The sequence below is a fragment of the Jonquetella anthropi DSM 22815 genome (assembly GCF_000237805.1).
Lineage (GTDB): Bacteria > Synergistota > Synergistia > Synergistales > Dethiosulfovibrionaceae > Jonquetella > Jonquetella anthropi.
Map to the genome: position 1 here is coordinate 1,389,802 of NZ_CM001376.1, position 26,401 is coordinate 1,416,202.

Here is a 26,401-nt window from a genome sequence, read left to right on the forward strand (position 1 = left end):
TCCGCGGGGGTCACGTCACCCGCTAATAATACCACAGAGCGCCGGCAGGACGAAAGGTTCAGAGCCTCCGGAAGGACGAAAAAAAGGCCAACGCGACGGTGATGATCTCAAGGCGGCCCAAAAGCATGGCGAACGACAGCACCCACTTGACCGACCCGGCCAGAGCCGCGTAGTTGCCGACCGGGCCGACGGAGCCAAGCCCAGGACCGGTGTTGCCCAGGCAGGTGATCACCGACGTGAGGGCCGTCGTGGCGTCGCAGCCCAACAGCGCGGCCAGCAATGACAGCAGGCCGAGACAGGACACATAGGCCACAAAAAACGTCCCGATGGACGACACGTCCCGGTCTTTGAGCTGCCCGCCGCCGTAGTGGAGCACGTCCACCCGGTAGGGAGCCAAGCTGTGGCGGAGCTCCCGACGGCACTGACGGAAGAGGACGATGATCCGGGCGCACTTCATGCCGCCGCCGGTCGACCCAGCGCTCGCGCCGATGCAGATGAGCAGCATAAGAAGGAACTTCGCCGCGGCAGGCCACAGGTCGTAGTTGCAGACCACAAATCCCGTGGTCGTCATAGTGCTGACGACGGTAAACAGCCCGCGCCGAAACGCCTCTCCCCATTGGGTGAAAAACCCTGCCCGCATCGCGAGGACCGCCGCGAAGGCGCCGCCGGCCAACAGAATTCCGCCGTACAGCCGGCATTCGTCGTCCTTCCAATAACAAGAAACCTCGCCCCGAAGGGCGAGAAAGTGAAGGGTAAAGTTGACGCCCGCCAGCACCATAAAGACGATGATGACCCACTCCACCGCCGGGCTGTTCAGCTGCCCGACCGAGCCGTTGAAGGTCGAAAAGCCGCCGGTCGCCATGGTGGAAAACGCGTGGCACAGGGCGTGAAAGGGCGTCATGCCGCAGACGACGAGCGCAGCGGTCTCCGCCGCCGTCAGCCCCATGTAGATGAGCCACAGCCACAGGGCGGTCTGACACAGCCGAGGGGTGAGCTTCTCAGGCAGGGGCGTCGGCGCCTCGGCCTTGTAGAGCTCCATGCCGCCCACGCCTGACAGCTTGAGAACTGTCAGCCCCAGCACGATGATCCCCATGCCGCCCAGCCAGTGAGTCAGGGCCCGCCAAAAGAGAATCCCCCGCGGTAAGGCCTCCACCAGCGGGAAAACTGACGCGCCGGTCGTCGTGAACCCCGACATGGCCTCGAAAAACGCGTCGGTGTAGCTGCAGTACCCGCCAAGCCAGTAAGGGAGCGCGCCCAAAGCGGACGCGAGAACCCACGCGCCGGTCACAATCACCGCCGCGTCCCCGGCGTTGATGTTCTGCTCCTTTTGAGCCGACAGTCCGGTCCCGACAAAGATCATCAGCCCCGACAGGACGCCGCCGGCGGCTAAAGAACAGAGAATTGGGAGCCAATCCGCCGAGGCGTCCCAGAGCGCCCAAGCGAGCGGAAGGACCAAGGTCCCAGAGACGACCAGCCCAAACCACCCTAAAATTTTCAGGACGAGGGGATTTTTCATCTTCTCACGCCGAGAGGCCGAACAGCCGCATCGCCTTGGGCATGAGCCCGCCCGACGCGAACAGGGTAATCACGTCGCCGGCCAGCAGGGTCGTCCGGCCGTTGGGGACGATCAGCCCGCCGCCCCGGCTCACCAAGGCGATCAGGGCCCCTCGGTCCAGCCCCAAGTCCATCACCGCCCGGCCAGCCAGCGGGCTGTCCTCCGGGAGAGTGAACTCCAGCGTCTCGGCCCCGATTCGGTCGATGAGCGACAGGACGCCGGCGCTTCGGGGATAGCGAACGTGCCGCAGAAACGACGACGCCAACGTCTCGTTCGGGTTGAGCAGCACGTCGACAGGCAGAACGCTCCGCAGCCGGGAATACCCGCGCCGGCGGGCAACCGCTACGGTCTTGCGGCAGCCCAGCGTCCCGGCCAACGCCGCGATGACGATGTTCTGCTCGTCCGAGTCGGTCGTGGCCACAAGGCCGTCAGCGCTCTGAACGCCCGCGTTGATCAGCAGTTCGGCCTCCCGGCCGTCCCCGTTGATCACTTCTAAGTCGGGCATCTCGCCAGCCAGCTTGACGCACTTGTCGTGCCGCAGATCAACCAGCACGGTCTCAAGTCCGGGATAACGGCGCAGAATGCCCCGCGCCAAGTTGGCCCCCTGCTTGCCGCCGCCCACAACGACCACTCGCCCCAGCCGTTTGGTCCGGCCGGGGTGAAAAAGGGCTTGGGCCTTCATGGCCCGTTCCTTCAGGCACACGAGGAAACACAGGTCCCCGGCCTGAGCTCTCCACTGTCCGTCGGGCAGAAAGCCCTCGCCGTTCCGCTCCACGTAGACGACCACAGCCCCCAAGTCGGGGTACGCGACGCCCACTTCCTGTAGGGACCGCCCGCAAACCGGCGACCGGTCCTCCACGCGGAACGCGAAACTGCCGGCAAGACCTCCGGCCATGTCAGTTGAGTGAAGCGCCGCGGTGACCTCCAGCAGGGACATGATTTCCCGCGTCAGTGCCCGTTCGGGGGAGTGAAGCATGTCAATGCCCAGTTCCTTAGCCCAGCCAGGCGTGTCAGTAAACTCAAGATCTCGCACTCGCGCCAAGACCTGCCTGACGCCCGCCCGCTTGCCAAGCCAACCGGCCATCAGGTTGACCTCGTCCCGGTTGGTGCAGGCTATCAGCGCGTCCACGTCGTTTCCCTTGGAAACCCCCGCTTGTTCCAGCACGATCGGCCGCGCGCCGTTTCCTTGAACGACCGCCACGTCCTGCGTTTCCTTCATCAAATCGGCCCGGTCGGGGTCCTGTTCCACGACGACGACGTCGTGTCCTTCCTCCGACAGCGACTTGGCGACAAACGCGCCCACGTCGCCGGCGCCGACGACCACTATTTTCATGGCCTCGGATCCCTCCTGACAAAACTTTTACGCCTTACAGTGTTTCAGTATAGCATGATTCGCCGCCGAGCCGGCCGATCTCAGGGAGCGACGGCCCGGAAGAACACGGCGCTGCCGGTCGGCTCGAGAAACACTTCTTTTTCGGCCAGCTTGAACCCGGCCGACTGCACCTCGGCCAGCAGCTGATCAAACGTCATCGGCTGCTTCTTCTCCTTCACCGGGCCGAACTCCCGCTCGTAGCGGACGGCCATCGCCCGAAACTGCTCTTCCGTCATCCCGTCGATGCCGAAGTCGAGGCCGATCAGCGCGCCGCCCGGCCGAAGGGCACGGCGCAGCTCCGCCAAAACGGCCTGCCGTTTCTGCGGGGGAAGGACGTGAATGAAGTTGAGAGCCAACGCCGTATCGAACGTCCCGCCCTCGAACGGCAGAGCCAGCGCGTCGGCGGGTTCGACTCGAACGTGAGGGAACTTGGCCAGCCGCTTCGCGGCAGCCTGACACATGAGAGGTTCCACGTCGGTGAGAACGGCCTCCGTCGCGTTGGGGACCCAGAAAGACGAAAAGCCTCCGTCGCCGCAGGCCACCTCAACGGCCCGGCCTAAGCCGCGCTCCCGGGCAATTCGCTCGCCAACCTGATTGTAAAGCGAGACGCCGACGATCCTCTGCTGCCGACCGGAAAAGTCGTCGGCCAGATCTTTCCACTGAAAAGCCATAGGGCACCTCCAAAATGTTAGCTTTATTTACTTTTTGATATTGTAACATTCCCATCCAAAAGAGGCGCCCCCCGGAAACCGGAGAACGCCTCTTGGACATGTCTTGTTTTGTCAGTCGCGGCCCCAGGACTTGAACCCCTCGCCGACCACCTCGGAGACGTCGGAGAAGACGACGAACGCCGACGGGTCTACCCGAGCGATGAACATTTTCAGCAGGGCCACCTGCCGACGGTTGAGGACGATCAGCAGCATGCGCCCCTCCCGCCCCGAGTAAGCGCCCGTAACCGGGATCAGCGTGGCCGACCTGTCCAGCTCGTCCATCACGTAGGAGGCAATCTGCTCGTGGTACGGGCTAATGACCAGAATCTGGGTCCGCCGGTGGAAGCTGCGCACCACGTTGTCAATCGTCCAAGTTTCCACGTACAGCACGAGAGCGCCCAGCAGCAGCTGCTCAAAGCTCACTACCGTGATGGAGCACAGCAGGATGACCATGTTGAGGTAAAACGACATGGTCCCGACTTCCATGTTCCACCGGCGCCTCGCCACCATGACTACCACGTCGGTTCCACCGGAACAGGCACCGACGCGGAAAAGCATGCCAAATCCGGCCCCGCCCACGACGCCGCAGAACAGGGCGGCCAGCAGCGGGTTTTGGATGACCGGATAGGTAAACAGCTCAAAGAACGGCACCATCACGCTGGTCAGAACTGTGACGTAGACAGTCCATGCGGCGAATCGGGTTGAAAGCTCCCGCCAGCCCCAGACGAGCAATAACACGTTGCCGATCGTGATGACCCAGGCTGGAGAAATGCCCCATAGATAATTTGTGATCAGGGCAATGCCGGTGACGCCGGTACCGGCGAACTTGTACGGCACGGTCAGCGCGACCAGTGCAAAGCAGATGATCGCCGTGCCGACCGTGACGCTGAGCAGCGTGGACCACTCTTCTTTGATGACTTGACGCGCTTTCAACAGCAAATTTTCCAGTCGTCCGGCGACAGCTGACTCGTTCATTTGATTGCCTCTCTCTCCGTAAAAGACGCCTCTTTCGCTCAAAAAACACCGTTTATAATTCGGTACATCATGATCCTGAAAGGAGTTTTCTCATGTTTACGACAAAAATCATACCATTATTCGCCGCTCTTGCCATCATTTCAGCCGGAAGCGGATTAGCCCTTGCCGATCAAGGTGGAACGACCTGCACCGCCGCGAAGGGCACTGAGGCGACTGCTGTCCAGAAGCCAGCTGCCGAAGGCGCTCAGGCTCCAGCGACAAATGACCTGCCGACGATGCTTGACCTGTCCACCGCCTCCTGCGGGGCCTGCCAAGCTATGAAGCCTATCGTCGAGGATTTTGAGAAAAAATACGGCTCTCAGGTCAACGTGAAGATGATCGACGTCCTTCAGGACAGCGAAGCCGCCCAGAAGTACGCTGTCCTTGCTGTGCCTACGTTCGTCTTCCTGAACGCTAAGGGTGAGGAGATCGGCCGCCATGTTGGATACTGCGAGCAGGACGTGCTCGTTGATCTCTGGAAAAATCTAGGCTACGATCTGACCACAGGAAAGTAACGTGTGGCATTTCCTCGCGTCGGTCCAAAACGCCGTGGCGACTCCCGGCCCGCTAGGGCTGGCTGCCGCAGCCGTCTGGGGCGCTCTGAGCATTCTCCTGTCGCCCTGCGCTCTCGTGCTCATTCCTATGGTGATGGGATGGGTGCAGCGCGATGACGGCGAGCCGACGACCGCACGAGCGGCTCTCGTTTCTCTGGCTTTCTCGTCCGGGGTGTTCGTCAACATCCTGCTGATCGGCGGGATCGTGGTGGCCGGCGGCGCGGCGTTCGCCAAGTTTGTCCCTTGGCTCAGCCTGCTGACTGCCGTTCTTCTGGTCGTCTTCGGATTAGGCCTGCTGGGAGCTTTCCGGCTTCCCGGCCTGACCGACGGCACCATTCGTGCCAGAGGCAGCGGCCTCAGCGGCGCGCTGACGATGGGACTGTTCTCGGGCCTGATCTCCGGCCCCTGCTCCTTCGGCTTCATGGCCCCGCTCCTCCTTTTGGCCATCAACTCGTGGAAGAAGAGTCCGTCGTTCGCGCTGGGCATCGTCCTGTGCTTTGCTGCCGGGTACGCTCTGCTTCTTCTGGCCGCCGGCGTGTTCTCCCGTCAGCTGTCCGGCTGGCTCCAGTGGAGCGAGACGTCAAACAGTTCGGCAATTCTGTCAAAAATCTGCGGCGTTCTCGTCTTAGGCGCCGGAGTGTGGTTCTTTATCGCCCATGTATAATACAGGCGGCCGGTCAATAGCCGGCCGCCTGTATGCTGTCCATCCTCGAACGGCAGAATAAAACCGCCTGCGTTTCGCAGGCCGCGATGAAAGGAGTTCTGTTCATGAAACGCGCCCCTCAACATGATGATCTTCTCAAGATGAAGTTCCTGGCTCAGCCGACCCCTTCGCCCGACGGCTCGAAAATCGCCTTCACGGTCTCTTCGGCTAATCTGGACGAGAACCGTTACAACTCTGACCTGTGGCTGCACGATCTGGCCAGCGGCTCTACCCGTCAGCTGACCGGCTCAGGCCGGGAAAAGTTTTTCAACTGGACGCCTGACGGAAGTGCCCTCGTGTTCGCCTCCGAGCGGGGAGACGCCCCCAAGGAGACGACCCGGTTCTGGCGTCTGCCGATCGACGGCGGCGAGGCTCAACACCTGTTCGACCTGCCTTACCAGTGCGGCTACATTTGGCCGCTGGCCGACGGGAAGTTCCTCGTCAAGGCGCTGATTAAGGCAAAGGAGCCGAACCCGGAGGAGGCGTCCTACTCGGTTTTCACCGAGTTGCCGTTCTCTTCAAACGGTTCGGGGTTCACGCCCTCGCGCCGGTGGGCCCTGCTCCTCTGGGACAGCTCAGAGGAAAAACGGCTGACCGGGCCGGACTGGGACGTGGAGATGGCCACCCTTTCGCCGGACGGGAGCCGGGTTCTTCTGACCGCGGCGGTCTGGCACGACGTCCGCCCGAAAAAGAATTCGGTTTACGAAATTGACTTGGCGTCCGGCAAGCCGGAGCTCAAGTCCAGCGGGCTTGACTGGCGGTTCAACTACGCCGGCTATCGAAACGGACGGATCGTCGTCCAGGCGACCGACTGCGTTAGGGGCGGGCTGAATCAGGACTATCAGTTCTTCGATATTTCAGGCAAAAAACCGGAGCTGATCGCCGGCGACTTGGACAGCTGGTTCAGGGACTCGGTGTGCTGCGACGTGCACTACGGCGTCGGAGAGCGTCAGTCCTTCTACGTCCGGGACGGCCAGATCATCTGCCTCGCCACCCGCGGCTACAAGAGCAACCTGTACGCGGTGGAAAGCGACGGGGCTTGGCGGGCCTTGACCGACTTAAACGCCGTGAACGACTTTGGCGTTGCCGGCTCAACCGTGGCCTTTGTGGGCCATCAGGGACTGAACCTTCAGGAGCTGTTCGTCCTCCAGGGCGGCGAGACGGTCCGACTGACGTCGTTCAACGACGGCCTGACTGGCGAACTGGAGCTTTCAAAGCCGGAACACTTCACCTACAAAAACGACGTCGGGCAGGACTTGGACGGCTGGATCATGAAGCCGTACGGATTTGCCGACGGCAAGAAATACCCGGCGGTCTTCCACATTCACGGCGGACCGAAGGCGGCGTTCGGCGAGGTCTATTTCCACGAGATGCAGTGCTGGGCCGCCAGAGGATACTCGGTGATTTACACGAACCCGCGGGGCGCCGACGGCCGGACCGATGACTTCGACGACATTCGGGGACACTACGGCGACTGGGACTACTCGGACCTGATGACGTTCGTGGACGAGTGCCTGAAGCAGGCGCCGTTCATCGACCCGGCCGAGCTTTTCGTCACCGGCGGCTCTTACGGCGGATACATGACCAACTGGATCGTGGGACACACGGACCGTTTCAAGGCCGCCTGCGCCCAGCGCTCCATCTCCAACTGGACTTCCATGTACGGCTCAACCGACATCGGGTTCTTCTTCGTGGACGACCAGCACGTGGAAGGCACGCCGTGGGATTACCCTGAACGGTACTGGAACGACTCGCCGCTCAAGTTCGCGGCGAACATCAAGACGCCGCTTCTGCTGATTCACAGCGACAAGGATATGCGGTGCGACATGAACCAAGCGACTCAAATTTTCACCGCCTTAAAGGTCCGAGGCGTTGAGTGCCGGTTCTGCCTGTTCCACGAGGAAACTCACGAGCTGAGCCGCAGCGGCAAGCCGAAAGAGCGGCTTGCCCGGCTTCGGGAGATCGCCGACTGGTTCGATTGCCACAAGTAACCGACAAAAAATTCGCCGCCCCGAAAGGGACGGCGAATTTTTTATATGATGCCCGTGTGGGTCAGCAAAATCTTCAAACCTATCCAGAAGAGGCAGGCCCCGCCGGCAAGCTGGGCCCAACGGCCGAGCAGCGAACCGACACTCCGGCCCAGAAAAATCCCGACCGCCGACATGGCCGCGGCAGCAACGCCGACGACGCCGACCGCGACGGCATGAGGCGCGTCCTGCCAGACGAGCGTCACGCCAGCCGCCATCGCGTCAATGCTCGTGGCGACCGCTAAGACGAGCATATCTCCCGCGTCAAACGCCCCTCTGCACTGGCTCTCCCCCCTGATGGCCTCGTCGACCATATTCAGGCCGATCAACGCCAACAGAGTGAAAGCGATCCAGTGATCCAGCGATTGAACGACGCCGCCGAACAGGACGCCCAGCCACAGGCCACCCAACAGCATGGCGGCCTGAAACCCGCCAAACCAAGCCGCCACGATGCCGGCCTCCCGAAGGGTCACCTTGGGACAGGCAAGGCCCTTGCATGCCGACACGGCGAAGGCGTCGGCCCCCAAGCCGAACGCCAGCAGACACAAATTCCCGAACAACAGGATCTTCCCCTCTCGCGCCCAAAAACTCCGAGCGTTCCCCCCTGAGACTTCACAGAGCCGGACAAATCCCCCGATCCGTCCGACTTTCCTCCAAAACCGGTTCCTAAGCCGGCGAGACTTTCCGCCCCGCCCGATCCCCCGACGCGCTGGCCAATTCCTCTTCGCGGGTTCGGAAGTACTCGAGAATTTCCTGCGCCGTCTCTTCCAGCGCCCGGCCTGTCACGTCCACCACGTAGGCCCCCAGCCGCTCCATCACGTGCCGAGCGTAGGAAAGCTCAAGGGAGACGCGCTCCATCTGGGCGTACGAGGCCCGCTGCGGGTCAAGCCCCAGCATGACGAGCCGATCCCGACGAATTTTCATCAGAGCTTCCGGGGCGATGACCAGGCCGATGACCCGACCGGGTGTGACCCGGAACAGCTCTTCCGGCGGATCGAGCTCCGGGACGAGCGGCACATTGGCCGTCCGCAGGCCTTTGTTGGCCAAGTACATTGAAAGCGGCGTCTTGCAGGTCCGAGACACGCCGACGATAACCAGATCCGCCTCGGGAAGAAGCGCCGGATTGCTGCCGTCGTCGCACGTGCTGGAGTACTCGATGGCCTTGACGCGGCGAAAATATTCCTCGTCCAAGTTGTGGTCGCTGCCCGGCTGCCCCATCGGCGCCTGACCGATCGTGCTTGAAATGCCGTCCAGCAGCGGGCCGACTAGGTCGACGAACACCAGAGACCGAGCTGTGGCCTCAAGGGTCATCCGATCTCTCATGCTCTGAGCCACCAGCGTGGCCACGACCATCGCCTTCTGGGCCTTGGCTAGGTCGCAGATTTTGACGATCTGCTCCGGATCTCTGACGTTGCGGAACCGGCGAAGTGCCACGTTGTCGCCTGTAAACTGGCGCAGGGCCGCCCGGGTCGTCGAGCTGGCTGTCTCGCCGGTGAAGTCGGACACGACGAAAATCTGGTGGTCCACCGGCTCGCTGCTGGAAATCGTGAAGAACTCAAAATCTTTCGCCCGGCCCTCTGTCATCGTTTGCCTCCCTGCATTGCCGCCCGCCACCTGCCGACGCCGGACGGATAAATGAGCCCTTTGACCTGAAGCGCAGAAAGGACGCCCGGCACCTGATAGGGCGGGACGCCCGAGTCGATTGAAATCTGGTCGGCCGACTTGTCGCCGCTCGAGCGGACGGCTTCCAGAACGCTTCGCTGGACATCGCTCAGGCCGGACTCGCCGTCGGCGTCAAACAGGTTCAACTGCCCCAAACCTGTCACCGACTGCAGAAACGACTGCCGGTCCACCAGCGGCGTCGCGCCGTCATAAAGAAGCCGGTTGCTGCCGGCGCAGGTATCCTCGTCGATACGGCCGGGAACAGCCCACAGGTCCCGTCCCATTTCCATGGCGAGACGAGCCGTGATCATAGCGCCGCCCCGAATCGGCGACTCGACCACCACGACGGACGTCGCCAAGGCGGCGACGATACGGTTACGCCGGGGAAAGTGCCACGGTTTCCCCGCGGCTCCCAGCGGGTACTCGGAGATCAGAGAGCCGCCGGAACCGATGATCCGGGAGAACAGCTCCTCGTGCCCCCGCGGCCAGACCACGTCCACGCCGGTGCCAAGCACGGCGGCCGTCGGGGTTCCACCGTCCAGCGCCCCGCTGTGCGACGCCCCATCCACGCCGGCCGCACCGCCGCTGACGACGGTCACGCCAGCCTCGCTGAGACCGCGGCCTACCCACTGGGCGACGTGAGCCCCGTAGGCGGAACACCGTCTCGTCCCCACCACGGCCACGCCGCTTTGGACGACCGGGCCACGGCAGTAGAGAACCATCGGCGGTTCCGCGCAGTCCCACAGGCGCTCGGGATATTGGCTGTCACGGCAGGTGACGACGGTCACGCCGGACTCGGTGCAGTCTTCCAGTTGTCGAGCTGGCCAGCCCTGACGCCACAGATCTCTCAGCCGAGACGCCTGCTGCGGCGTGACCGCGCGGCGCGCGCTGAGCCAATCAAGAAGTTCCAGACCGTCGACATCAGGACAGCCTTCCAGCGCCCGAGCCGACAAGGTCCCGGAGCCGAGCCAGACCAGCGTTTCCTTCTTCATGACAGGACGCTCCCCTGCCGAAACGCCAGCGCTTCCATCACCGCTTCGGGACCGATCAAGCTGTCGCCCTTCAAGTCGGCGATTGTTCGGGCCACCCGCAGCACCCGAACGACGCCTCGGCCGGTCAGACGGAGCGTCTGAGCCGAGCTGGAGAGTTCTTTTCGGCCCTCGGAGGAAAGGCTCTCTGAGCTTTTGAGGAACCGCTCGGGCAGTTCGGCATTGCACCAAACGCCAAGCTCTTTGCCTCTGGCCCACTGCCGCTTTCTGGCGGCGGCTACCCGCGCCCGAACGACCGACGACGGCTCGCCGGGCGCGCTCTTCAGGTCAAGCAGCTCTTGCGGCGACAGCCTCGGCACTGACACGTACAGGTCGACCCGGTCCATCATCGGGCCGGACAGCTTGCGCCGGTACCGCTCCACTTCCTGCGGCTGACAGCTACATTTTTCCAGCGCGTCGCCAAAGTGTCCGCAGGGGCAGGGGTTCGCTGCCAGGACGAGGAGAACCCGGCTGGGATACGTGACGCTTCCTGACGCCCGCGTCACGGTGATGAACCCGTCTTCCAGCGGCTGGCGGAGCGCCTCGGTCAGGTCACGGCGAAACTCGGTGAACTCGTCCAGAAACAGCATGCCCCGGTGAGCCAGGCTGACCTCGCCGGGCCGCAGGTCGTTGCCGCCGCCGCAGATTGACACGGCGCTTGCGGTGTGGTGAACCTGACGAAACGGCCGCCGCCGGTCGGGCGGAACAGGCATTCCCACGGCGCTTCGTATCAGCAGGGTCTCCAAAAACTCGTCCTTCGAGAGCGGCGGCAGGATGCCCTGCAGGCACCGGGCGATCATCGTCTTTCCGCTGCCAGGAGAGCCGACCAGCAGGATATTGTGGTGACCAGCGGCGGCAATTTCAGCGGCGCGGCGGGCCATCAGCTGTCCCTTCACGTCCGACAGATCGGGAAGCGACGCGTCAGGAACCCACTCAGGCGACGGCACGTACTGTATCGGGTCGGGAGAACTTCGGCCGCCCTGATAGTCAAGCACCTGAGCCAGAGTTTCAAACCCGTAGGCCTCGACGCCTTCCACAAGGCCGACCTCCGGCGCGTTGGCCGACGGACAGATGAGAGGACGGCCAAGGGAGCGTGCCAGCATGGCCGCCGGCACGGCGCCGCGGGTCGCCCGCAGGCGGCCGTCCAACGATAGCTCCCCAAGATACACTGCCGGCCGGCTGAATGGCCGGCCGGAAATTCGCCCAACTAACGCTGCAGCAATCGACAGATCAAGCAGGCTGCCTTCCTTGGGAAGGTCAGCCGGCGCAAGGTTCACGGCGACTTTGCCGGTTAAAGGCAGTCCGATGGCTCTCAGAGCCGCCCGAGTTCTCTCCCGCGACTCCCGGACGGCCGCGTCGGGCAGACCGACGATGCTGAACGAAAAAAGCCCTGACGTTATCTCGGTCTCAACTTCCACCTCGACTGCCTGAACGCCTCGAAGCGTCACGCCCAGCACGTCACCTGCCACAGTCGGCCACCCCCATCTCCACGTCCTTGTACCACCGGGCGGACCAGCGCCGCCCGCAGACCGTCACGGCAAAAAGGTCTATTCTCATCGGGCCGTTCCAGCCTGTTTGGCTCGCATATCCTCTGATTCCCCGAACAAGCGCGTTCCATTTTCTGGGACCAACGGTCTCCTCGGGCGATTGAAGCCGGCTCTTCTGACGGCACCGAACCTCGACGACCGTCAAACAGCCGTCAATAAATCCGATTAAATCCAGCTCGCACGGGCCGACGCGCACGTTTCGCCCGCAGACAGAATACCCTTCTTCAGCCAGCAGATCAGCCGCCAAATCCTCCGCCCACCGCCCAACGGCCAAGCTGTCCTGGGCTAGAAACGCGGTTCGCCCGGAAGCGCCCACCTGTCCGGAAAACGTTTCGTTTCCCGGGAAAGGCGCGCCGCTATCTGGGGAGACGAAGTCCATCGGCGGTTCCCCAGCAGAAACTTCGGCGGTGGAGAGGCGTCGGACCAAGGCGCAGCAGAGCTTCTTGGTGCTGAGCCGTGCCGTAACCCTTATGCTGGGCCAACCCGTAACCGGGATACAACCGGTCAAGAGCCGTCATCAGTCGATCCCTGACGACCTTAGCGACAACCGACGCGGCGGAAATTTCCGGGTACAGGTCATCGCCGCCGACGATCGCCTGCTGGTACAGGCTGATCCCCGGAATCTCCTGCGAGCCATCCACGGCCACGCCGTCAGGCGTGGCCGGGAGCCGGTTCACGGCCCGAGCCATAGCCCAAAGCGTGGCCTGCAGAATGTTCATTCGGTCGATCCGTCGGCGGGACGCAGCCTGGAGCCGCCACACCACGCCCAACTCCTGCATCAGGCCGAAGAGTTTTTCGCGCTTCTTCGCCGAGAGCTTTTTTGAATCCCGAAGGCCCGACTGGACCAGAACGTTTTTTTGTTCCGGCGACAGGATCACGGCGGCGGCCATCACCGGGCCAGCCAGAGGACCACGGCCTGCCTCGTCAACGCCCGCTAAAATCACTCGAGCCCCTCCAAAATTGACGACGCGGGGCTGTCAGGGGCCTCGAGGGAGAATTTCCCAATCGAGCCGGAGGCGAACGCGTCAACCAACCGGCGGCCGGCTAACTCCCAGTTGACGGAACCGCCGGGAGCAAGGCAACCGAGCCGGCGGCCGACAGTCTCCAAATCGAACGCCGGGTCTTCGCTCTGCTTGACGCCCCATTTTTTTTCGATCACGTTCCACAAGCCGCCGCGGCGCAGGAACAGGAGCAAATCAGTGGCAACGGTCTCCCAGCCGCCGATGACGTCGGGCTTGGAACAGCCGACCCAACACAACGCCTTTTGGGTCAGCGGATCCGCCTTGGGGTCCAAGATCCCCGGCGAGTCCACGACCAAGCACCCAGCCCCTTTGTACCAGTTCACCGCCTTGGTCACTCCCGGCACGCCGCCGACGGCGGCGGCCCGACGGCCAACCAGTCCGTTCAAAAAAGCCGACTTGCCCACGTTTGGAATGCCGAAAACGGCGAGACGCAGTTCCCGGTACGCCGGAGCGGCAGCGCTCACGGCCTTGCGAACCTGATCAAACCGGCCAGCTCTGGCGTCGAGTGCCCAGGCAAGACGCCCTTGAGAACGGAAGTGGTCCAGCCACTTCCGGGTCGTCGCCGGGTCTGCCAGGTCTGATTTTGTCAGCACAAGCCAGAGGGGCTTCATTTCGCCCAGCTGAGAAGCCAACGGGGACGCCGTCAGGTCGGGAGCCCGAGCGTCCCGGACTTCGACCGCCGCGTCGAGCTTCTCCATCAGGGCGGTCAGCTCTTTGGTCCCCTTGGCCATATGGCCGGGGAACCAAGCCGTCCGGCCGGCCATCAGTCCACCAAGCCGAAACGGTTCAGCGGCCAGAACCTGAACATGACCGGGCCGCTCAAGTTCGCCCGAGGGACAAAACCCCAAAAACGGCTGTCAGCAGAATTCGGCCGGTTGTCGCCCAAAGCGATGAAACTGTCCGGCGGGACGACGAGCTCCGGAAGCGTGAAGCTGTCCTTGTACTTCACGTACGGCTCGTCGATCGGCTTTCCGTTGATGAACACCGTGCCGTCCTGGATGGAAAATTTGTCGCCCGGAACCGCGATGAGGCGCTTCACGTAGTCCTTGGACGGGTCTTCCGGGTACTTGAACACGAAAATCTCGCCCCGGCGCGGCTCCCTGAACCGATAAATGAACTTGTTGACAAACACTCGGTCGTTCGGCATCAACGTCGGGATCATCGAGCCCGACGGGATGTAAAAAGCCTGAATAACAAACGTCCGAAGAATTAACGCGATGACCAGAGCCCAAATAATCGTCTCGGCCCAATCCCGAACCCGCGCGTTTGGAATGAGGTCTATCCAGATACGTTTGAACGGGTCGGTTATCCGCTGCCACACGCTGAGCACGACCATCTCTCCTCCCAATAAATTTTAATCAAAAGACGTCCTGACTGCCCCGCGTCCCGAAACGATTACCGTTCCCCGGCTCTTCCCGTCAGCCAACTGCCATCGGACGGCAGGCGTCAGGGTGTGAACCAACGGCTGATACGACCAGCGCCAAACGGCGCCAGTACCTGAAGGCAACAGAAGCCTGACCGGCGGCCGGGGAAAGAACGTCTCCTCTCCCGGACGGCCGGCAAAACGAGCGGTCAACCGGGCCGTTGCCTCCCCTCCAGCTAATCGGAAGGAACAGCCGGCCAGCAGCCTGTCTGACTGAACCATTTGTCCGCGAACCCAGTCAGCTAAAAGCTCTGTCTCTTGGCGCAGCCGGCCGTCGTTTGGCCGGAACGCCACGGAAAGGGCCGCCGCGACGGATATAACCGCCAGACAAACGAGCGTCTCAACGAGAGAAAAAGCCCTCCGCCTACGACGCGTCGACCGCATTGGGGGCGTATTCCGGCACGACGGAACGGATGGCCTGCCGGATGTCCGGCGCGGTCATGATCCCTTGAAGGACCCCCTCGACCGGCCCTTGGAAGTTGAAGCTGTCCAGACGGGCCCTGAAAATCTTCATGTGCGAAGTCCGCTCCACGTGAGCCGGATCGTAGAAAAGCTCCTCGAAAAGTTTTTCGCCCGGCCGGCAGCCGCAGAACTCGATTTTGACGTCCTGATCGGTGACGAGGCCGTGAAGCCGGATCATCGCCCGGGCTAAGTCGACGATTTTCACAGGATCTCCCATGTCGAGGACGAAAATATCGGCCGCGTTCCCAATCGACGCCGCCTCCAGCACCAGCTTGGCCGCCTCTGGGATCAGCATGAAGTACCGGCACATATCCGGGTGCGTCACCGTCACAGGGCCGCCCGCGGCGATTTGCCGCTCGAACTTGGGAATGACGCTTCCTCGGCTGCCCAGCACGTTGCCGAACCGAACCGCCATGTAAAACGTCTGAGGAAATTTTTTCTGAATATCCTGGACGACCAGCTCGGCCAACCGTTTGCTGGCGCCCATGACGCTCGACGGGTTGACGGCCTTGTCGGTGGAGATCATCACGAACCGCTCGACGCCGAACTGGCCGGCCAAGTCCGCCACAGTCCAAGTGCCCAAGCCGTTCACCCGGACGGCCTCCCGCGGGTTGTCCTCCATCAGCGGGACGTGCTTGTGGGCTCCGGCATGGAACACAACGGACGGTCGGTGTTTTTCAAAGACGCGCTTCATCGTCGGCCGATCGACCACGTCGGCGATCACCGGCACCAGCTGGACAGACTGGGCTTTTGGCCCCAGCTCTTCCAACAGCTGATAAATTGAGTTCTCGCCGTGCCCCAGAAGCACGATTTTCTGCGGCTTCGCCAACAGGAGCTGGCGGACTATCTCACTGCCGATAGAGCCGCCCGCGCCGGTCACTAGGACGGATTTTCCCTTGACTAGCCCGTCAAGCCGCTCCAAGTCCATTTCAATTGGGCTGCGGCACAGGAGATCCTCCAACGAAACGGGCTTCAGCTGACTGACTGAAACGGCCCCGCTGGCCAAGTCCTTCATGCTGGGAAGAAACCGAACGTTGACCCCCAAGTCGACCAGCTGGTCCAGCAGCCCCCGCGTTTTTCCCAGCGGAGCCGACGGCATGGCGACGATAACGGTTTCCGGCTTCAGGCGCTCAATGATTTTCTCGATCGACGACAGCGGGCCAAAGACTCTAATCCCAGCGACCCGCTTGCCCAGCTTTTGCGCGTCGTCGTCCACAAAACCCAAAATGCAGCCTCGGCCGCCTTGGCGAATCAGGTCCCTGGCCAAGATGTTGCCTGCCTCGCCGGCTCCGACGATAACCACTCGTTCCGGCAGTCCGGCGGCGTGACACTTCAGCGGCAGCCGCCAGGACAGACGGGTCAGCAGAAGAGATCCCATCCCGAAAACCGGCATGATGATCAAAATCGCCCGAGAAAACCCCGTCAGTCTTCCAAGGGAAAACTGCAACCCAAGGAATACTACATACCCGTACAAAAAGCTACGACCCAAAAGCAACAGTTCTTCAAGGCTGGCAAACGGCCAATAAATCCGATAAACCCGGCAAACGAGCATGGCCCCGATCTGACAGACGATGAAAGTTCCCATCATCGTCAACATCTGGCTCCAATAGTTACTTGGGAAGTAAAGAGTCCAGCGCATCGAGAAAGCAATCCAAGCAGACAGCGCGAATCCAACGGCGTCGATGACCATCACATCTCCGTTGTTTTTTCCAACACCGCGCCAGAAGGAAACTAGCTTTTCAAAAAAACTTTCCTTCACGAGATATGCCTCCTTTCTCCCGCTCTGAATACCCACTGTTACGGAAGAAGCAGTTTGCTTGAGCCCGCCGCTCCCTGTCCGCTGAGCCGATCGAGGCGCTTCAGATCCGCGGCCGACGCCACGTCAAGCCGAGGCTTGCTCTGCTCCTCTTGGACCATCTTCTTGATTTTCGCCTCGTACTCCTCCATGGACTTTTTAATGGCCGGCGCGTCGCCTTGGAGCCACTGAACCAAGTTGTCGGCCATCGCCTTCAGAGCCTCATCGTCGGGCATGGACTGAATTGCCCCTAAGTCAAGCAGCAGCTGGTGCTCGTCCTTCAGGGAATCGAGCAGATCCTGGTCGGTCAGCAGGCCTTTTTTATAAAGCGCCCGAGCGAGGACGTTGAACCGATTTTTCGTGTTTTCACCCTGAACCGACAGGCTGTCAACCCGGGCGAGAAGCATGGATAAAACCTCGTCGAGACTGATTTGCATCGGCATTGCCATTGGGGATCCTCCTTCAATTTGACTGCGTTTTTTCTGAGCTTGATTTCATTCTGATCGAAAAAAGATCTCGTGCCAGCGCCAAACGCGCTATACGTTGAACCGGAACTCTACCACATCTCCGTCCTGCATGACGTAGTCCCGGCCTTCGAGCCGCAGAAGGCCGCGGGCTCTCGCCTCGGCGACGGAACCGCACGCCACCAGGTCGTTATAGCTCACGATCTGAGCTCTGATAAAGCCCCGCTCAAAGTCGGTGTGGATAACGCCGGCGGCCTGCGGCGCCTTTGTCCCCACGGGAATAGTCCAAGCCCGGGTCTCCTTTTCTCCGGCGGTTAAAAACGACATCAGGCCCAGCAGGCTGTATCCGGCGCTGATCAGCCGGTCCAGCCCGGCGCTTTCCAGCCCCAAGTCAGCCAGAAATTCCTTGCGCTCTTCCGGCTCCAGCTCAGCCAAGTCCGATTCGACCTTGCCGCTGATGGCGACGAACCCGGCGCCCTGAGACGCGGCAAAACGCTGAACCGCCGCGGCGTACTCGCCTAATCCTCCGGCCAAATCGTCTTCCGACACGTTGGCCACGTACAGCATCGGCTTGTCGGAGAGCAGGTTCATCCCCTTTAAAATTAATTTCTGCTCGTCGGTCAGGCTCAGCGTTCGGATCAGCTGGCCCGCCTCGAGGGTCTTCTTCACCTGCTCGAACAGCTCGAGCGTCGGCGCCAGCGACCGGTCGGCCTTTGCCAGCTTTTCCGTCTTCGCCACAGCCCGCTCGACCATTTCAAGGTCCGACAGGATGAGTTCCAGCTCGATGGTCTCAATGTCTCGCATTGGGTCAACCGAGCCGTCCACGTGGGTGACGTTCGAATCTTCAAAGCACCGTACCACGTGGCAGATGGCGTTGACCTCCCGAATATGCGACAAAAACTGGTTCCCCAGTCCCTCGCCTTTGGAAGCCCCTTTAACGAGTCCGGCGATGTCGAAGAACTGAACCGTCGCCGGGGTTATCTTTTTTGACTCGTACATCCGGGCCAGCACGTCCAGCCGCTCGTCCGGCACGGCGACCATTCCCACGTTCGGTTCGATAGTACAGAACGGGTAATTTGAAGCTTCCGCGCCGGCCTGCGTAATGGCGTTAAAAATCGTGCTTTTCCCCACGTTGGGCAGCCCAACGATTCCCAGTTTCATGGAATTTCCTCCGTTTCTGCGGACAATACCAGCTCTTGCATTGTACCACTAACTGCCGTTCAATCGGCGTGTGGGATCGTATAATAAAAATAAAAAGAAATTTGGACGAAAGGAAGCGAGATTTTGAAAGTCTGCGTGGTCGTCGAAAATTGGGTCACCCGTATGTCCCCATATTTAATTGGCGAATGGGGCCTCAGCCTCTGGGTCGGCTCTGCCGAACCGACGCTGATAGACACCGGGCTGTCAGGAACTGCGGTCTGCCATAATGCCGCCGCTTTAGGGCTTGACCTGTCCCAGATCCGCCATATCCTGCTGAGCCACGCTCACGTGGACCACTGCGGTGGACTGTCTTCGGTCCTGAAGGCCTGCCCCCAAGCGACCGTCTGGGCCGGGGCCGATTTCAGGCGGCGCCGCTGGTTAGCGGCCGACGGACGCATGGAAGTCCTCGACGTCCCCGAGCTTGCTGGGTTGGAGTTTCGTCCTGTGTCAGGCGCCGTTCAAGTCGCGCCTCGACTTTGGGCGTTCGACGTCCCCGCCGAAGAGCGGGACGAACGGTTCAGCAACGGCAAAGGTTTAGCCGCGGACGGCGAAGACGGGCAGCCAGTTCAGGATCGATTCCGGGACGACCTGTCGTTCGTTCTCGAGGGGGACAACGGCCCGTCGCTCCTTTTAGGCTGCTCTCACGCGGCGCTGCCGAACGTGTTCCGCCGCGCAAAAAAGCTCTTTAACGGCTTGGACTCGTATCACTGCGTCTTGGGCGGCACGCACATGCAGGGCCTCTCCCCGGCCGATATGGACCTGTGGCTCGACGACTTCAAGCACTGGGGCGTGAAGAAGTGGCGGCTCTGTCACTGCACCGGTTTTCAGCCCGCCGTCAGGCTGAGGACGCTCTTCGACGACGTCGAGTGGGCCGGGTGCGGGACGGTCCTCGACCTATAAAGACAAAAAAGTCCGGCCGGCTCTTTGAACCGGCCGGACTTTTTCAAGGCCCTAGTCAGCACAGGAAGCGAACCTGCCGAGCCGCGCCGTTGAGCTGCCGTTCCAGCGCCGTGCCGCCCGGGAAAGCGCTCTCGAGGATCCGGCGAAACTCCGCCCCGTGCCCGCGGCAAAAAAAGTGCGCCACCTCGTGAGCGGCGACGGCCAAGGCCATTTTCTCAGGAAAGTGAACCAGCCGCACCGACAGCCGCACGGCCCGCCTGAGGGGCGTGCAGCTTCCCCATCGGGACGACATAGATCGAATGGACAGCCGTCCCGGGGGGACGCCGAAAAGCCGGCACGCCTGAGAGAAAATATCCGGCAGCTTCACCCGCGCCTGATCCCACAAAAAGCGATTGACCAGAATGAGCCGTTCCGCCGCCGACGCGGCGGACGGCAGGGCCAGCGTTTCGCCGTTAAAAATCCACCGGGAGCAGGAAGCCGTGCGAACGGTTATCTCCCGTCCCCACAAAGAAAAAACGTCCCCGTCTGCGCCGTCAAAGGGCGGCGGCGCCTCCCTTGCGAGACGGGCCATCCAGTCCTGCCGGGACGATAAAAACGCCTGCACCAGCACCTCGTCCGTCCCGAGCGGCACGGACAGGAGGAACGAGCTGCCGCGCCACCGAAGGGTCAGCCGTTTTCCTCGGCTGGTCCGACGGGTTACCGGCGCGGGAAAGTCAGTCATCGGCCTCCGGCTTGAAGTGACGGCATCGCCCGCGGGCCGCAAATTCCGGACAGGTACAGCTGCCGTGCGTTCGGTCCACCGCGTAGGTCTCGCCGTTTTCCTCGACGAGCCATATGCCTGAGGCGACCTGCCGGTATGACGCCGAGCCGCGCACCGGTTCCATATCCGGCACGTCGAAGGTTTCCACCAGTTCGCCCTCGTCGATTGCCCGGTTGGACAGCCGGTCGGCCAGAGCGTTCTGCTCCCGGGGCACCCAGCGGAAGGAAACGCCCAACGTTTTCGCCAGTTCGATCAGCGGGGCCGCCAGAGCCGCGAGCCGCGGCTCTTTAATTTTCCACGCGCCGGTCACCTGCCGAATTACCAGTTGGCTGTCGCCGAACACGGAAGCGCCGCGCAGGCCGCGCTGTTCGATTTCTCTCAGCAGCAAGCCCAGGGCGGTGTACTCCGCCTCGTTGTTGGTGCACAGCTCAATCGGCAGGGCAGCCTGCCATACCGGCCGGCCGCCGCACAGCAAAACGGCTCCGGCGCCGCCAGTCCCCGGATTGCCTCGGGACGCGCCGTCAAAAAAACCCTGCCATTCCACCCTAACACCACCTCACAAACCGCCCCAAACGGGCGCCGTTTTGTTATCATACCTTTCGAGTACTCAAATTGAAAGGGGAAAAACGAGTTGAACGAACTGCTCTGGATCGGCATGATGCTCGCCAATTTCGGCTGCGTGATGCTGCTGTACCGCCTTTGGGGACGGGAGGGCCTGCTGTACTGGATTCCCCTCTCCGTCGTGCTGGCGAACGTCCAAGTCGTCAAGCTGGTTGAGCTCTTCGGCGTCACAGCCACGCTGGGCAATATCGTCTACGCCACGTCGTTTCTGGTTACCGATATCCTGTCGGAAAACCACGGCCGAGGGCCGGCCCAACAGGCCGTGTGGATCGGATTCTTCTCGCTGATCGCCATGACCGGCATTATGAATTTAGCCCTCGTTTTCGTCCCGAGTCAAGCTGACACGGCCCAGCCGGCGTTGGAAACCATTTTCAAGGTCATGCCCCGAATCGCCTTGGCCTCTTTAGCCGCCTACGGCATCTCTCAGTTTCACGACGTCTGGGCGTACCACTGGATCCGAAAGCACACGGCCGAGCGAATGCTGTGGCTGCGCAACAACGGAAGCACGATGGTCTCGCAGCTCATCGACAGCGTCGTCTTCTCGTTTCTAGCGTTCTGGGGCACGGTGCCGACGGACGTGTTCTGGCAGATTGTCATCTCCACGTACCTGTTCAAGTTCATCGTCGCCCTCTGCGACACCCCGTTCCTCTACCTGGCCAGACACCTTTACCGTACCGGCAGGGCCGGCCTGTTCTCCGCGTAACATCACGCAACATCAGATAAATCAGCTTGGAAGCAACTTCGGTCGTTTCACCGCTTTACCTTGAAAACGTGAATGTTAGAATACTTCAATCATCGTCCTATTTGACGGCGTCCGCGTGCGATCCCTCGGGATAAGACGCCGAGCGGTTCAGCTGCTGTCATTTTTTGAAGGCGCATGCTGTTATTTGTCTGAGACTTGAAGGGAGAACGCTTTTTATAATGAGAGGTCTGCCGCGCTTCGCGCTCACCCACCCGGTGACGGTCATCATCACCACGATTGTGGCCATCTTCTTTGGGCTGTACGGCCTGAGGCAGATGGGGATGGAGAATATGCCCAACGTGGATATTCCCATCGTGCTGGTGTCCACCACCATTCAGGGCGCAAGTCCAACCGTCGTTGACAACGACGTGGCCGACCCGTTGGAATCTCGGATCAACACCGTCGAAGGCGTGAAGAGCCTGACGTCGAACAGCTACGAGGGCCGCTGCTTTACCATCGTGGAATTCGAGCTGTCCAAGGACATCGCCGACGCGGCGGCGGACGTGAGAGGAAAGGTCAGCACGGCCCAGCGCCAGCTGCCCGACGCGGCGGATACGCCGATCGTTGACAAGTTCAACATTGCCGACACGCCGGTCATGTACGTGGCTGTCACAGCGTCGTCAGGCGTCAGCCGAACGCTTCTATCAGATTATGCCGACTCGGTGGCCAAAGAACAGATCCAAACGGCTTTAGGTGTCGGCGGCGTGGACATGCAGGGCCTTCAGAAACGCCAAATCCGCGTGTGGCTCGACGCTGAGGCGCTGGCTGCCAGAAACTTGACCGTCTCGGACGTGAGAAACGCCGTCGCGGCCAGCCATATCGAGCTGCCCGGCGGTAAGATTCAAACTGGGACGCAGGACTATTCTATCCGATTGAAAGGCGAATATGAGACCGTGGACTCTCTGGCGTCGCTGCCGGTGAAGACGGTCGACGGTACGGTGATTCGGCTTCACGACGTGGCCCGGGTCGAGGACGGTTTCGAGGACAGAAATTCTTACGCGGTCGTCGACGGAGCCCCGTCGATCCTGCTGGTCATCCGCAAACAGCGGGGCGCCAACGAGGTCGCCCTGTCGGACGCCGTCCGAGAGCGAATCAAAAGCCTGAACGCGACGGCGCCTGCCGGCATCGAGCTGAAGGTCGTTCAGGACAACGCCCGGTTTATCCGCTTGTCAATGCAGGGCGTGCTGAGCAACATCATTTCCGGCATCCTGCTGACGGCAGTCATCATGTTCCTGTTCCTGAGGACGCTCAAATCGACGTTGGTCACAATAGTCACCATGCCGGTCTGCCTTTTGATTGGCATGCTCTTCCTATGGGGCATGGGCTTTACCATCAACAACATGACAACCATGGGATTGTCCCTCGTCATCGGCATGGTGGTGGACGCGACGACCGTTGTGCTGGAAAACATTCACCACCATTTTGACCAAGGCAAGACGGCCTTTCGGGCCTCGCTGGACGGAACGACCGAAGTGAGCAGCGCCGTCGTCGCCGGGGCGGCGACGACCGTCGCGGTCTTTTTGCCCGTGGCTCTCATGCCCGGGGTCGTCGGCCGGTTCTTCCGCTCCTTTGGCTTTACCATCACCGTGACGATTCTCGTCTCCCTGCTGCTCTCGCTGACTCTGACGCCCTTTCTGTGCTCCAGACTGTTGGCCCGCAAGCGCGAGACGATGTTGGAGCGAATCCTGAAAGCCCCGGAGACGTGGCTTCAGCGCGGTTATACCCGGCTGCTTCGGTGGGCGCTCTGCCACCGTTTTTTCACCCTGCTGTTTGCCAGCGCGACGTTTGCTGTCGGGCTGTTTTTCGCCTCCCGGCTGGGCTCCGAGTTCGTCCCTTCCTCGGACGAGGGCGAGATCAACGTCAACTTTGAGCTGAACGCTTCCGCCTCCCTAGAAGCCAGTCAGGCGTTTATCACGAACCTGATCAACTCGATGAAGTCCAATCCCTACGTGGCCTACACGTACGGCACGATCGGAGGCGGAATGAGCGGCGAGCTCTCCAAAGGGACTCTTAACTTGGTGCTGATCGACCGGAACAAACGGCCTACCCAGTCGGTCATCGTCAAAGAGCTACGAAAAGAACTTGAGGCGTTCAAGGGAGTCAAGATCACCTTGGGCCGCCGGGGCTCGAACTCCGCCGTGTCAATGAGACTTCTGGGCTCCAGCTCCGAAGAGCTGATCGACTTGGCCAATAAAATAACGGCCGACCTCCAGTCCACGCCGCAAGGGCTGGTGGACGTCAAAACCGACGTGGAACTGAACCAGCCGAGAATCGACGTGGAAATCAACCGGCCGCTGGCAGACGACTTGGGCGTCAAGGTGAGCAGTCTGGCCTCCGAGGTCATGACGCTTTTCGGCGGCTCCAACGTCGGGTCGTTCAAGGACCGGGGACACAGCTACGATATCCGGCTTCAGGCCCGGGCAGAGGACCGGACGACGCCGGAGAAAATTTTATCCGTCTTCACCCGCACGAACGACGGCCGGCTCGTCAGGGCCGACGGCTTGGTCAAGACGAAGATGACTTTGGCTCCCAACGTGATCAAGCGGTACAACCGGCTGAAGACCATCCAAATCACTGCTGACGTTGACGGCATTTCCCCCGGCGAAGGCTACGCGGTCGCCGAGGCGGCGTTTAAGCGCCACGCGCCTGCCGACGGGCGGATCATGGCAATCCCTTCCGGCGACGCGCAGCGAATGCAGGAAAACTTCGGGTATCTGTTCTCCGGGCTGCTTTTCGCCCTCCTGTTGGTCTACACCGTCATGGCCATTCAGTTTGAGTCGTTTATCCACCCGTTGATCATCATGTTCGCCGTCCCCCTCATGACGAGCGGCGCGTTTGGCCTGCTTCTGGCTGCTCACCTCAAGCTGAGCGTCATGAGCCTGATGGGCATCATCATGCTGGTCGGCATCGTGGTCAACAACGCCATCATTCTGGTGGACTACGCCAACCAGCTCCGCGCTTCCGGCCTGTCCCGGTTTGAGGCCATGCTGGCCGCCGGCCCCCGTCGGCTTCGGCCTATCCTCATGACGTCCATCTCAACAATCGCCGGCGCCGTCCCAGTGGCCCTCAACATGGTGGAGGGCGGCGAAATCCGTCAGCCCATGTCTATCGCCACCATCGGCGGCATGGTCACTTCTACCCTGCTCACCCTGTTGGTCATTCCAGTCGTCTACCTCGTGGTCGACGAGTTCTCCGACAAGCTCAAGGCGCGCCTCTCTCGGCTCAAGGCGTGGAGCCGACTTCGCTCTGCCCGGCGCAAAGGCGCCGCCTTCGGGGCAGCAGCCCGCATCTGAAAGGAGCACCTCCTATGAAATGCCCTTTCCTTCTCGCTCTTTTGGCGCTCGCCGCCGCTCTTCCGTCCGCTTTCGCGGGGGAGCCGGCTATCGTTTCCGTGACGGTCGTCTCACCGACCGGTTCGCTTCAAAACGTCATCGAGCAGAACGTCTCGCTCAAATCCCGACAGTACGTCAAACTCGCCCCGCAGATTGACGGCCAGCTGTCGGTCCTGCACGTCCACAAGGGGCAGACGGTCGCTCAAGGCGACCTCTTGGCCGAACTGGACCATCAAGAATCCGACGCCGCGCTCCAATCCGCGAAGGCGGCCGTCGCCGCGGCCCAAGCGCGGGTCGAACAGGCCCGGTCCCAAGCGGCCAACGCCAAGTCGGAGCTCTCTCGGTACCAAAAGCTCCGCGAGTCCGGCTTTTCTACCCAGCAGGAACTGGAGGCCAAAAAGACGGCTTGGCTTTCGGCCTCGTCAAGCGAAAAAGCCGCTGCAGCCGCAGTGACTCAGGCTCAAGCCCAGCTGGCCGAACAGCAGGTCAGGCGAGACAAGGCGTTCTTGAAGGCGCCGTTCAGCGGCACCGTTTTGAACGACTTCGACTTGGCCCCGGGAGCAACGGTCGGCAAGGCGACGCCGGTCGTCGAGCTCTCCGACCTGACGCACCTGAAAGGCACCCTCAGCGTCCCGGAAAGCCGGCGCTACGACATTGGTCTGGGAGAACCCGTGAAGGTCAAGGTCGACGCCCTGCCGAACGACGTTTTTTCTGGAAAAATCGCCTTCATCAGCGACTCGGTTGACCCGAACACCCGCACCGTTCCGGTGGAAGTCCACCTTGACGCGACGGGCAGCGCGTCCCGGCTCCGGCCCGGCATGTTCGGACGGGCTCAGATCATCCTGAAAAGCGCGGAAAACGCCTTTATCCTTCTGCGGTCGGCCCTGACAACCGACGAGACCGGCACGTGGGTCATCGTGGCCGCGGACGGCGTGGCGCACCGCAAAAAGGTCTCCACCGGCATGACGTCGGGCGACAAGGTTGAAATTACGTCAGGCCTCGAGCAGGGCGACCAGGTCATCACGTTCGGCGGCTCCGGACTGACCGAAGGCCAGCCTGTGAAGATCCTCTCTTCGTCCTCAAACTAGCGGCAACGCCCAAGACAAAAAGTGGCCCTCTGCATAAAGCAGAGGGCCACTTTTTAACCGAATAAAACTACTTGACGCCGCCTTCTTCCGCGGCAACCCTCTCGAGGGCGATACGGTACCCATCGGCTCCGTAGTCGAGGAACTTACGCACTCGGCTGATCGTCGCGGTGCTCGCGCCGGTCTGCTGGGCAATCTGAGGATACGTAAACCCACCCTGAAGTAGCCGGGCGACTTCCAACCGCTGAGAAAGCGCTCGAATCTCACCGATCGTCGCCACGTCCTCAAGAAAAGCGTACATCTCGTCAATAGTCTTCAAGGACAAAAATGCTCGGCAGAGCTGATCAGTATGTTGATCTTTCCATTTCTCCATTGGCCGACGTCTCCCTTCTTCAATCGGAAATGCGCGAGCCTTTCAATCGT

General features: G+C 61.5%; 26 protein-coding genes and 1 pseudogene. 7 read left to right on the plus strand and 20 right to left on the minus strand.

The features are described from left to right. Positions 1-58 precede the first annotated feature (58 nt). The 4 genes from JONANDRAFT_RS06485 to JONANDRAFT_RS06500 form a co-directional block, all read right to left on the minus strand. Positions 59-1,516: a TrkH family potassium uptake protein gene (locus JONANDRAFT_RS06485; RefSeq protein ID WP_008523258.1), complete on the minus strand. Its 1,458-nt coding sequence runs from the start codon at positions 1,514-1,516 to the stop codon at positions 59-61. Positions 1,517-1,520: 4 nt separating this feature from the next. Beyond that, positions 1,521-2,888: a Trk system potassium transporter TrkA gene (gene trkA / locus JONANDRAFT_RS06490; RefSeq protein WP_008521765.1), complete on the minus strand. Its 1,368-nt coding sequence runs from the start codon at positions 2,886-2,888 to the stop codon at positions 1,521-1,523. Between the two features lie 80 nt (positions 2,889-2,968). Beyond that, positions 2,969-3,598 carry a class I SAM-dependent methyltransferase gene (locus tag JONANDRAFT_RS06495; RefSeq protein ID WP_008521766.1) on the minus strand — a complete coding sequence of 210 codons (630 nt, stop codon included), beginning with the start codon at positions 3,596-3,598 and terminating at the stop codon, positions 2,969-2,971. A 111-nt stretch (positions 3,599-3,709) separates the two neighbouring features. Further along, positions 3,710-4,612, minus strand: a complete 903-nt coding sequence (locus JONANDRAFT_RS06500; RefSeq protein WP_008521767.1) for a YitT family protein — start codon at positions 4,610-4,612, stop codon at positions 3,710-3,712. A 92-nt stretch (positions 4,613-4,704) separates the two neighbouring features. Between JONANDRAFT_RS06500 and JONANDRAFT_RS07905 the strand changes: the two genes are divergently transcribed. From JONANDRAFT_RS07905 to JONANDRAFT_RS06515, 3 genes are all read left to right on the plus strand, one after another. Next, complete coding sequence (locus tag JONANDRAFT_RS07905) at positions 4,705-5,166, plus strand: thioredoxin family protein (protein ID WP_008523259.1); 462 nt, start codon at positions 4,705-4,707, stop codon at positions 5,164-5,166. Between the two features lies 1 nt (position 5,167). Beyond that, the gene (locus JONANDRAFT_RS06510; RefSeq protein ID WP_008521769.1) at positions 5,168-5,869 is read left to right on the plus strand and encodes a cytochrome c biogenesis protein CcdA; all 702 of its coding nucleotides are present in this window, start codon (positions 5,168-5,170) and stop codon (positions 5,867-5,869) included. Between the two features lie 104 nt (positions 5,870-5,973). Next, a complete protein-coding gene (locus JONANDRAFT_RS06515) occupies positions 5,974-7,899 on the plus strand; it encodes a S9 family peptidase (protein ID WP_035786976.1) in 1,926 nt (641 codons plus the stop codon). A 41-nt stretch (positions 7,900-7,940) separates the two neighbouring features. Here JONANDRAFT_RS06515 and JONANDRAFT_RS06520 read toward each other — a convergent pair whose 3' ends face one another. From JONANDRAFT_RS06520 to ychF, 13 genes and pseudogenes are all read right to left on the minus strand, one after another. Then, positions 7,941-8,495, minus strand: coding sequence for a manganese efflux pump MntP (locus tag JONANDRAFT_RS06520; protein WP_008521771.1), 555 nt, complete (start codon positions 8,493-8,495; stop codon positions 7,941-7,943). Positions 8,496-8,601: 106 nt separating this feature from the next. Beyond that, positions 8,602-9,519 carry a pyruvate, water dikinase regulatory protein gene (locus tag JONANDRAFT_RS06525; RefSeq protein ID WP_008521772.1) on the minus strand — a complete coding sequence of 306 codons (918 nt, stop codon included), beginning with the start codon at positions 9,517-9,519 and terminating at the stop codon, positions 8,602-8,604. Continuing rightward, positions 9,516-10,589 (minus strand): DNA-processing protein DprA, encoded by a 1,074-nt coding sequence (gene dprA / locus JONANDRAFT_RS06530; RefSeq protein ID WP_008523262.1) that lies wholly within the window; start codon positions 10,587-10,589, stop codon positions 9,516-9,518. Before dprA ends, JONANDRAFT_RS06525 begins: the two co-directional genes overlap by 4 nt. Continuing rightward, positions 10,586-12,094, minus strand: a complete 1,509-nt coding sequence (locus JONANDRAFT_RS06535) for a YifB family Mg chelatase-like AAA ATPase (protein WP_008523263.1) — start codon at positions 12,092-12,094, stop codon at positions 10,586-10,588. The genes dprA and JONANDRAFT_RS06535 overlap by 4 nt, the downstream gene beginning before the upstream one ends. Then, positions 12,084-12,551 carry a YraN family protein gene (locus tag JONANDRAFT_RS06540; RefSeq protein ID WP_008523265.1) on the minus strand — a complete coding sequence of 156 codons (468 nt, stop codon included), beginning with the start codon at positions 12,549-12,551 and terminating at the stop codon, positions 12,084-12,086. The genes JONANDRAFT_RS06535 and JONANDRAFT_RS06540 overlap by 11 nt, the downstream gene beginning before the upstream one ends. Further along, positions 12,529-13,116: a ribonuclease HII gene (locus JONANDRAFT_RS06545; RefSeq protein ID WP_008521849.1), complete on the minus strand. Its 588-nt coding sequence runs from the start codon at positions 13,114-13,116 to the stop codon at positions 12,529-12,531. Before JONANDRAFT_RS06545 ends, JONANDRAFT_RS06540 begins: the two co-directional genes overlap by 23 nt. Further along, a complete protein-coding gene (locus JONANDRAFT_RS06550) occupies positions 13,113-13,958 on the minus strand; it encodes a YlqF/YawG family GTPase (RefSeq protein WP_008523266.1) in 846 nt (281 codons plus the stop codon). The genes JONANDRAFT_RS06545 and JONANDRAFT_RS06550 overlap by 4 nt, the downstream gene beginning before the upstream one ends. Further along, complete coding sequence (gene lepB, locus JONANDRAFT_RS06555) at positions 13,958-14,530, minus strand: signal peptidase I (protein ID WP_008521851.1); 573 nt, start codon at positions 14,528-14,530, stop codon at positions 13,958-13,960. Before lepB ends, JONANDRAFT_RS06550 begins: the two co-directional genes overlap by 1 nt. Before the next feature lie 18 nt (positions 14,531-14,548). After that, positions 14,549-14,911, minus strand: a complete 363-nt coding sequence (locus JONANDRAFT_RS06560; RefSeq protein ID WP_231286753.1) for a hypothetical protein — start codon at positions 14,909-14,911, stop codon at positions 14,549-14,551. A gap of 9 nt (positions 14,912-14,920) precedes the next feature. Next, positions 14,921-15,001 (minus strand): annotated as a pseudogene (locus tag JONANDRAFT_RS08565) (prepilin-type N-terminal cleavage/methylation domain-containing protein); the annotation flags it as partial. Then, complete coding sequence (locus JONANDRAFT_RS06565) at positions 14,982-16,838, minus strand: polysaccharide biosynthesis protein (RefSeq protein ID WP_008523267.1); 1,857 nt, start codon at positions 16,836-16,838, stop codon at positions 14,982-14,984. The pseudogene JONANDRAFT_RS08565 and the gene JONANDRAFT_RS06565, both read right to left, overlap by 20 nt. Positions 16,839-16,876: 38 nt before the next feature. Then, positions 16,877-17,323 carry a hypothetical protein gene (locus JONANDRAFT_RS06570; protein WP_008521854.1) on the minus strand — a complete coding sequence of 149 codons (447 nt, stop codon included), beginning with the start codon at positions 17,321-17,323 and terminating at the stop codon, positions 16,877-16,879. An 87-nt stretch (positions 17,324-17,410) separates the two neighbouring features. Continuing rightward, on the minus strand, positions 17,411-18,499 hold the full coding sequence (ychF, locus tag JONANDRAFT_RS06575) for a redox-regulated ATPase YchF (protein WP_008521857.1): 1,089 nt from the start codon (positions 18,497-18,499) through the stop codon (positions 17,411-17,413). A 123-nt stretch (positions 18,500-18,622) separates the two neighbouring features. Here ychF and JONANDRAFT_RS06580 point away from each other — a divergent pair, with 123 nt between their 5' ends. After that, positions 18,623-19,438, plus strand: a complete 816-nt coding sequence (locus JONANDRAFT_RS06580; protein ID WP_008523268.1) for an MBL fold metallo-hydrolase — start codon at positions 18,623-18,625, stop codon at positions 19,436-19,438. A 55-nt stretch (positions 19,439-19,493) separates the two neighbouring features. Here JONANDRAFT_RS06580 and JONANDRAFT_RS06585 read toward each other — a convergent pair whose 3' ends face one another. Together JONANDRAFT_RS06585 and JONANDRAFT_RS06590 are read right to left on the minus strand one after the other, a co-directional pair. Continuing rightward, on the minus strand, positions 19,494-20,159 hold the full coding sequence (locus JONANDRAFT_RS06585) for a M48 family metallopeptidase (protein WP_008521860.1): 666 nt from the start codon (positions 20,157-20,159) through the stop codon (positions 19,494-19,496). Next, positions 20,152-20,742: a ribonuclease HI family protein gene (locus tag JONANDRAFT_RS06590; protein ID WP_008521862.1), complete on the minus strand. Its 591-nt coding sequence runs from the start codon at positions 20,740-20,742 to the stop codon at positions 20,152-20,154. The genes JONANDRAFT_RS06585 and JONANDRAFT_RS06590 overlap by 8 nt, the downstream gene beginning before the upstream one ends. Before the next feature lie 87 nt (positions 20,743-20,829). Here JONANDRAFT_RS06590 and JONANDRAFT_RS06595 point away from each other — a divergent pair, with 87 nt between their 5' ends. The 3 genes from JONANDRAFT_RS06595 (at position 20,830) to JONANDRAFT_RS06605 (ending at position 25,981) form a co-directional block, all read left to right on the plus strand. Beyond that, a complete protein-coding gene (locus JONANDRAFT_RS06595) occupies positions 20,830-21,522 on the plus strand; it encodes a queuosine precursor transporter (protein WP_008521863.1) in 693 nt (230 codons plus the stop codon). Between the two features lie 218 nt (positions 21,523-21,740). Beyond that, positions 21,741-24,854 carry an efflux RND transporter permease subunit gene (locus JONANDRAFT_RS06600; protein WP_008523269.1) on the plus strand — a complete coding sequence of 1,038 codons (3,114 nt, stop codon included), beginning with the start codon at positions 21,741-21,743 and terminating at the stop codon, positions 24,852-24,854. A gap of 14 nt (positions 24,855-24,868) precedes the next feature. Next, complete coding sequence (locus JONANDRAFT_RS06605; RefSeq protein ID WP_008523270.1) at positions 24,869-25,981, plus strand: efflux RND transporter periplasmic adaptor subunit; 1,113 nt, start codon at positions 24,869-24,871, stop codon at positions 25,979-25,981. Between the two features lie 67 nt (positions 25,982-26,048). On the opposite strand, the gene JONANDRAFT_RS06610 is transcribed toward JONANDRAFT_RS06605, so the two are convergent. Continuing rightward, positions 26,049-26,351, minus strand: coding sequence for a YerC/YecD family TrpR-related protein (locus JONANDRAFT_RS06610; protein ID WP_008521866.1), 303 nt, complete (start codon positions 26,349-26,351; stop codon positions 26,049-26,051). Positions 26,352-26,401: the final 50 nt, after the last annotated feature.

Coding starts and splice junctions, on each gene's coding strand:
- JONANDRAFT_RS06485 (WP_008523258.1), bottom strand. CDS start 1,516: ATGAAAAATCCCCTCGTCCTGAAAATTTTAGGGTGGTTTGGGCTGGTC.
- trkA (WP_008521765.1), bottom strand. CDS start 2,888: ATGAAAATAGTGGTCGTCGGCGCCGGCGACGTGGGCGCGTTTGTCGCC.
- JONANDRAFT_RS06495 (WP_008521766.1), bottom strand. CDS start 3,598: ATGGCTTTTCAGTGGAAAGATCTGGCCGACGACTTTTCCGGTCGGCAG.
- JONANDRAFT_RS06500 (WP_008521767.1), bottom strand. CDS start 4,612: ATGAACGAGTCAGCTGTCGCCGGACGACTGGAAAATTTGCTGTTGAAA.
- JONANDRAFT_RS07905 (WP_008523259.1), top strand. CDS start 4,705: ATGTTTACGACAAAAATCATACCATTATTCGCCGCTCTTGCCATCATT.
- JONANDRAFT_RS06515 (WP_035786976.1), top strand. CDS start 5,974: ATGAAACGCGCCCCTCAACATGATGATCTTCTCAAGATGAAGTTCCTG.
- JONANDRAFT_RS06525 (WP_008521772.1), bottom strand. CDS start 9,519: ATGACAGAGGGCCGGGCGAAAGATTTTGAGTTCTTCACGATTTCCAGC.
- dprA (WP_008523262.1), bottom strand. CDS start 10,589: ATGAAGAAGGAAACGCTGGTCTGGCTCGGCTCCGGGACCTTGTCGGCT.
- JONANDRAFT_RS06540 (WP_008523265.1), bottom strand. CDS start 12,551: ATGGACTTCGTCTCCCCAGATAGCGGCGCGCCTTTCCCGGGAAACGAA.
- JONANDRAFT_RS06550 (WP_008523266.1), bottom strand. CDS start 13,958: ATGGCCGGCCGGACGGCTTGGTTCCCCGGCCATATGGCCAAGGGGACC.
- lepB (WP_008521851.1), bottom strand. CDS start 14,530: ATGGTCGTGCTCAGCGTGTGGCAGCGGATAACCGACCCGTTCAAACGT.
- JONANDRAFT_RS06570 (WP_008521854.1), bottom strand. CDS start 17,323: ATGGCAATGCCGATGCAAATCAGTCTCGACGAGGTTTTATCCATGCTT.
- ychF (WP_008521857.1), bottom strand. CDS start 18,499: ATGAAACTGGGAATCGTTGGGCTGCCCAACGTGGGGAAAAGCACGATT.
- JONANDRAFT_RS06585 (WP_008521860.1), bottom strand. CDS start 20,159: ATGACTGACTTTCCCGCGCCGGTAACCCGTCGGACCAGCCGAGGAAAA.
- JONANDRAFT_RS06600 (WP_008523269.1), top strand. CDS start 21,741: ATGAGAGGTCTGCCGCGCTTCGCGCTCACCCACCCGGTGACGGTCATC.
- JONANDRAFT_RS06605 (WP_008523270.1), top strand. CDS start 24,869: ATGAAATGCCCTTTCCTTCTCGCTCTTTTGGCGCTCGCCGCCGCTCTT.
- JONANDRAFT_RS06610 (WP_008521866.1), bottom strand. CDS start 26,351: ATGGAGAAATGGAAAGATCAACATACTGATCAGCTCTGCCGAGCATTT.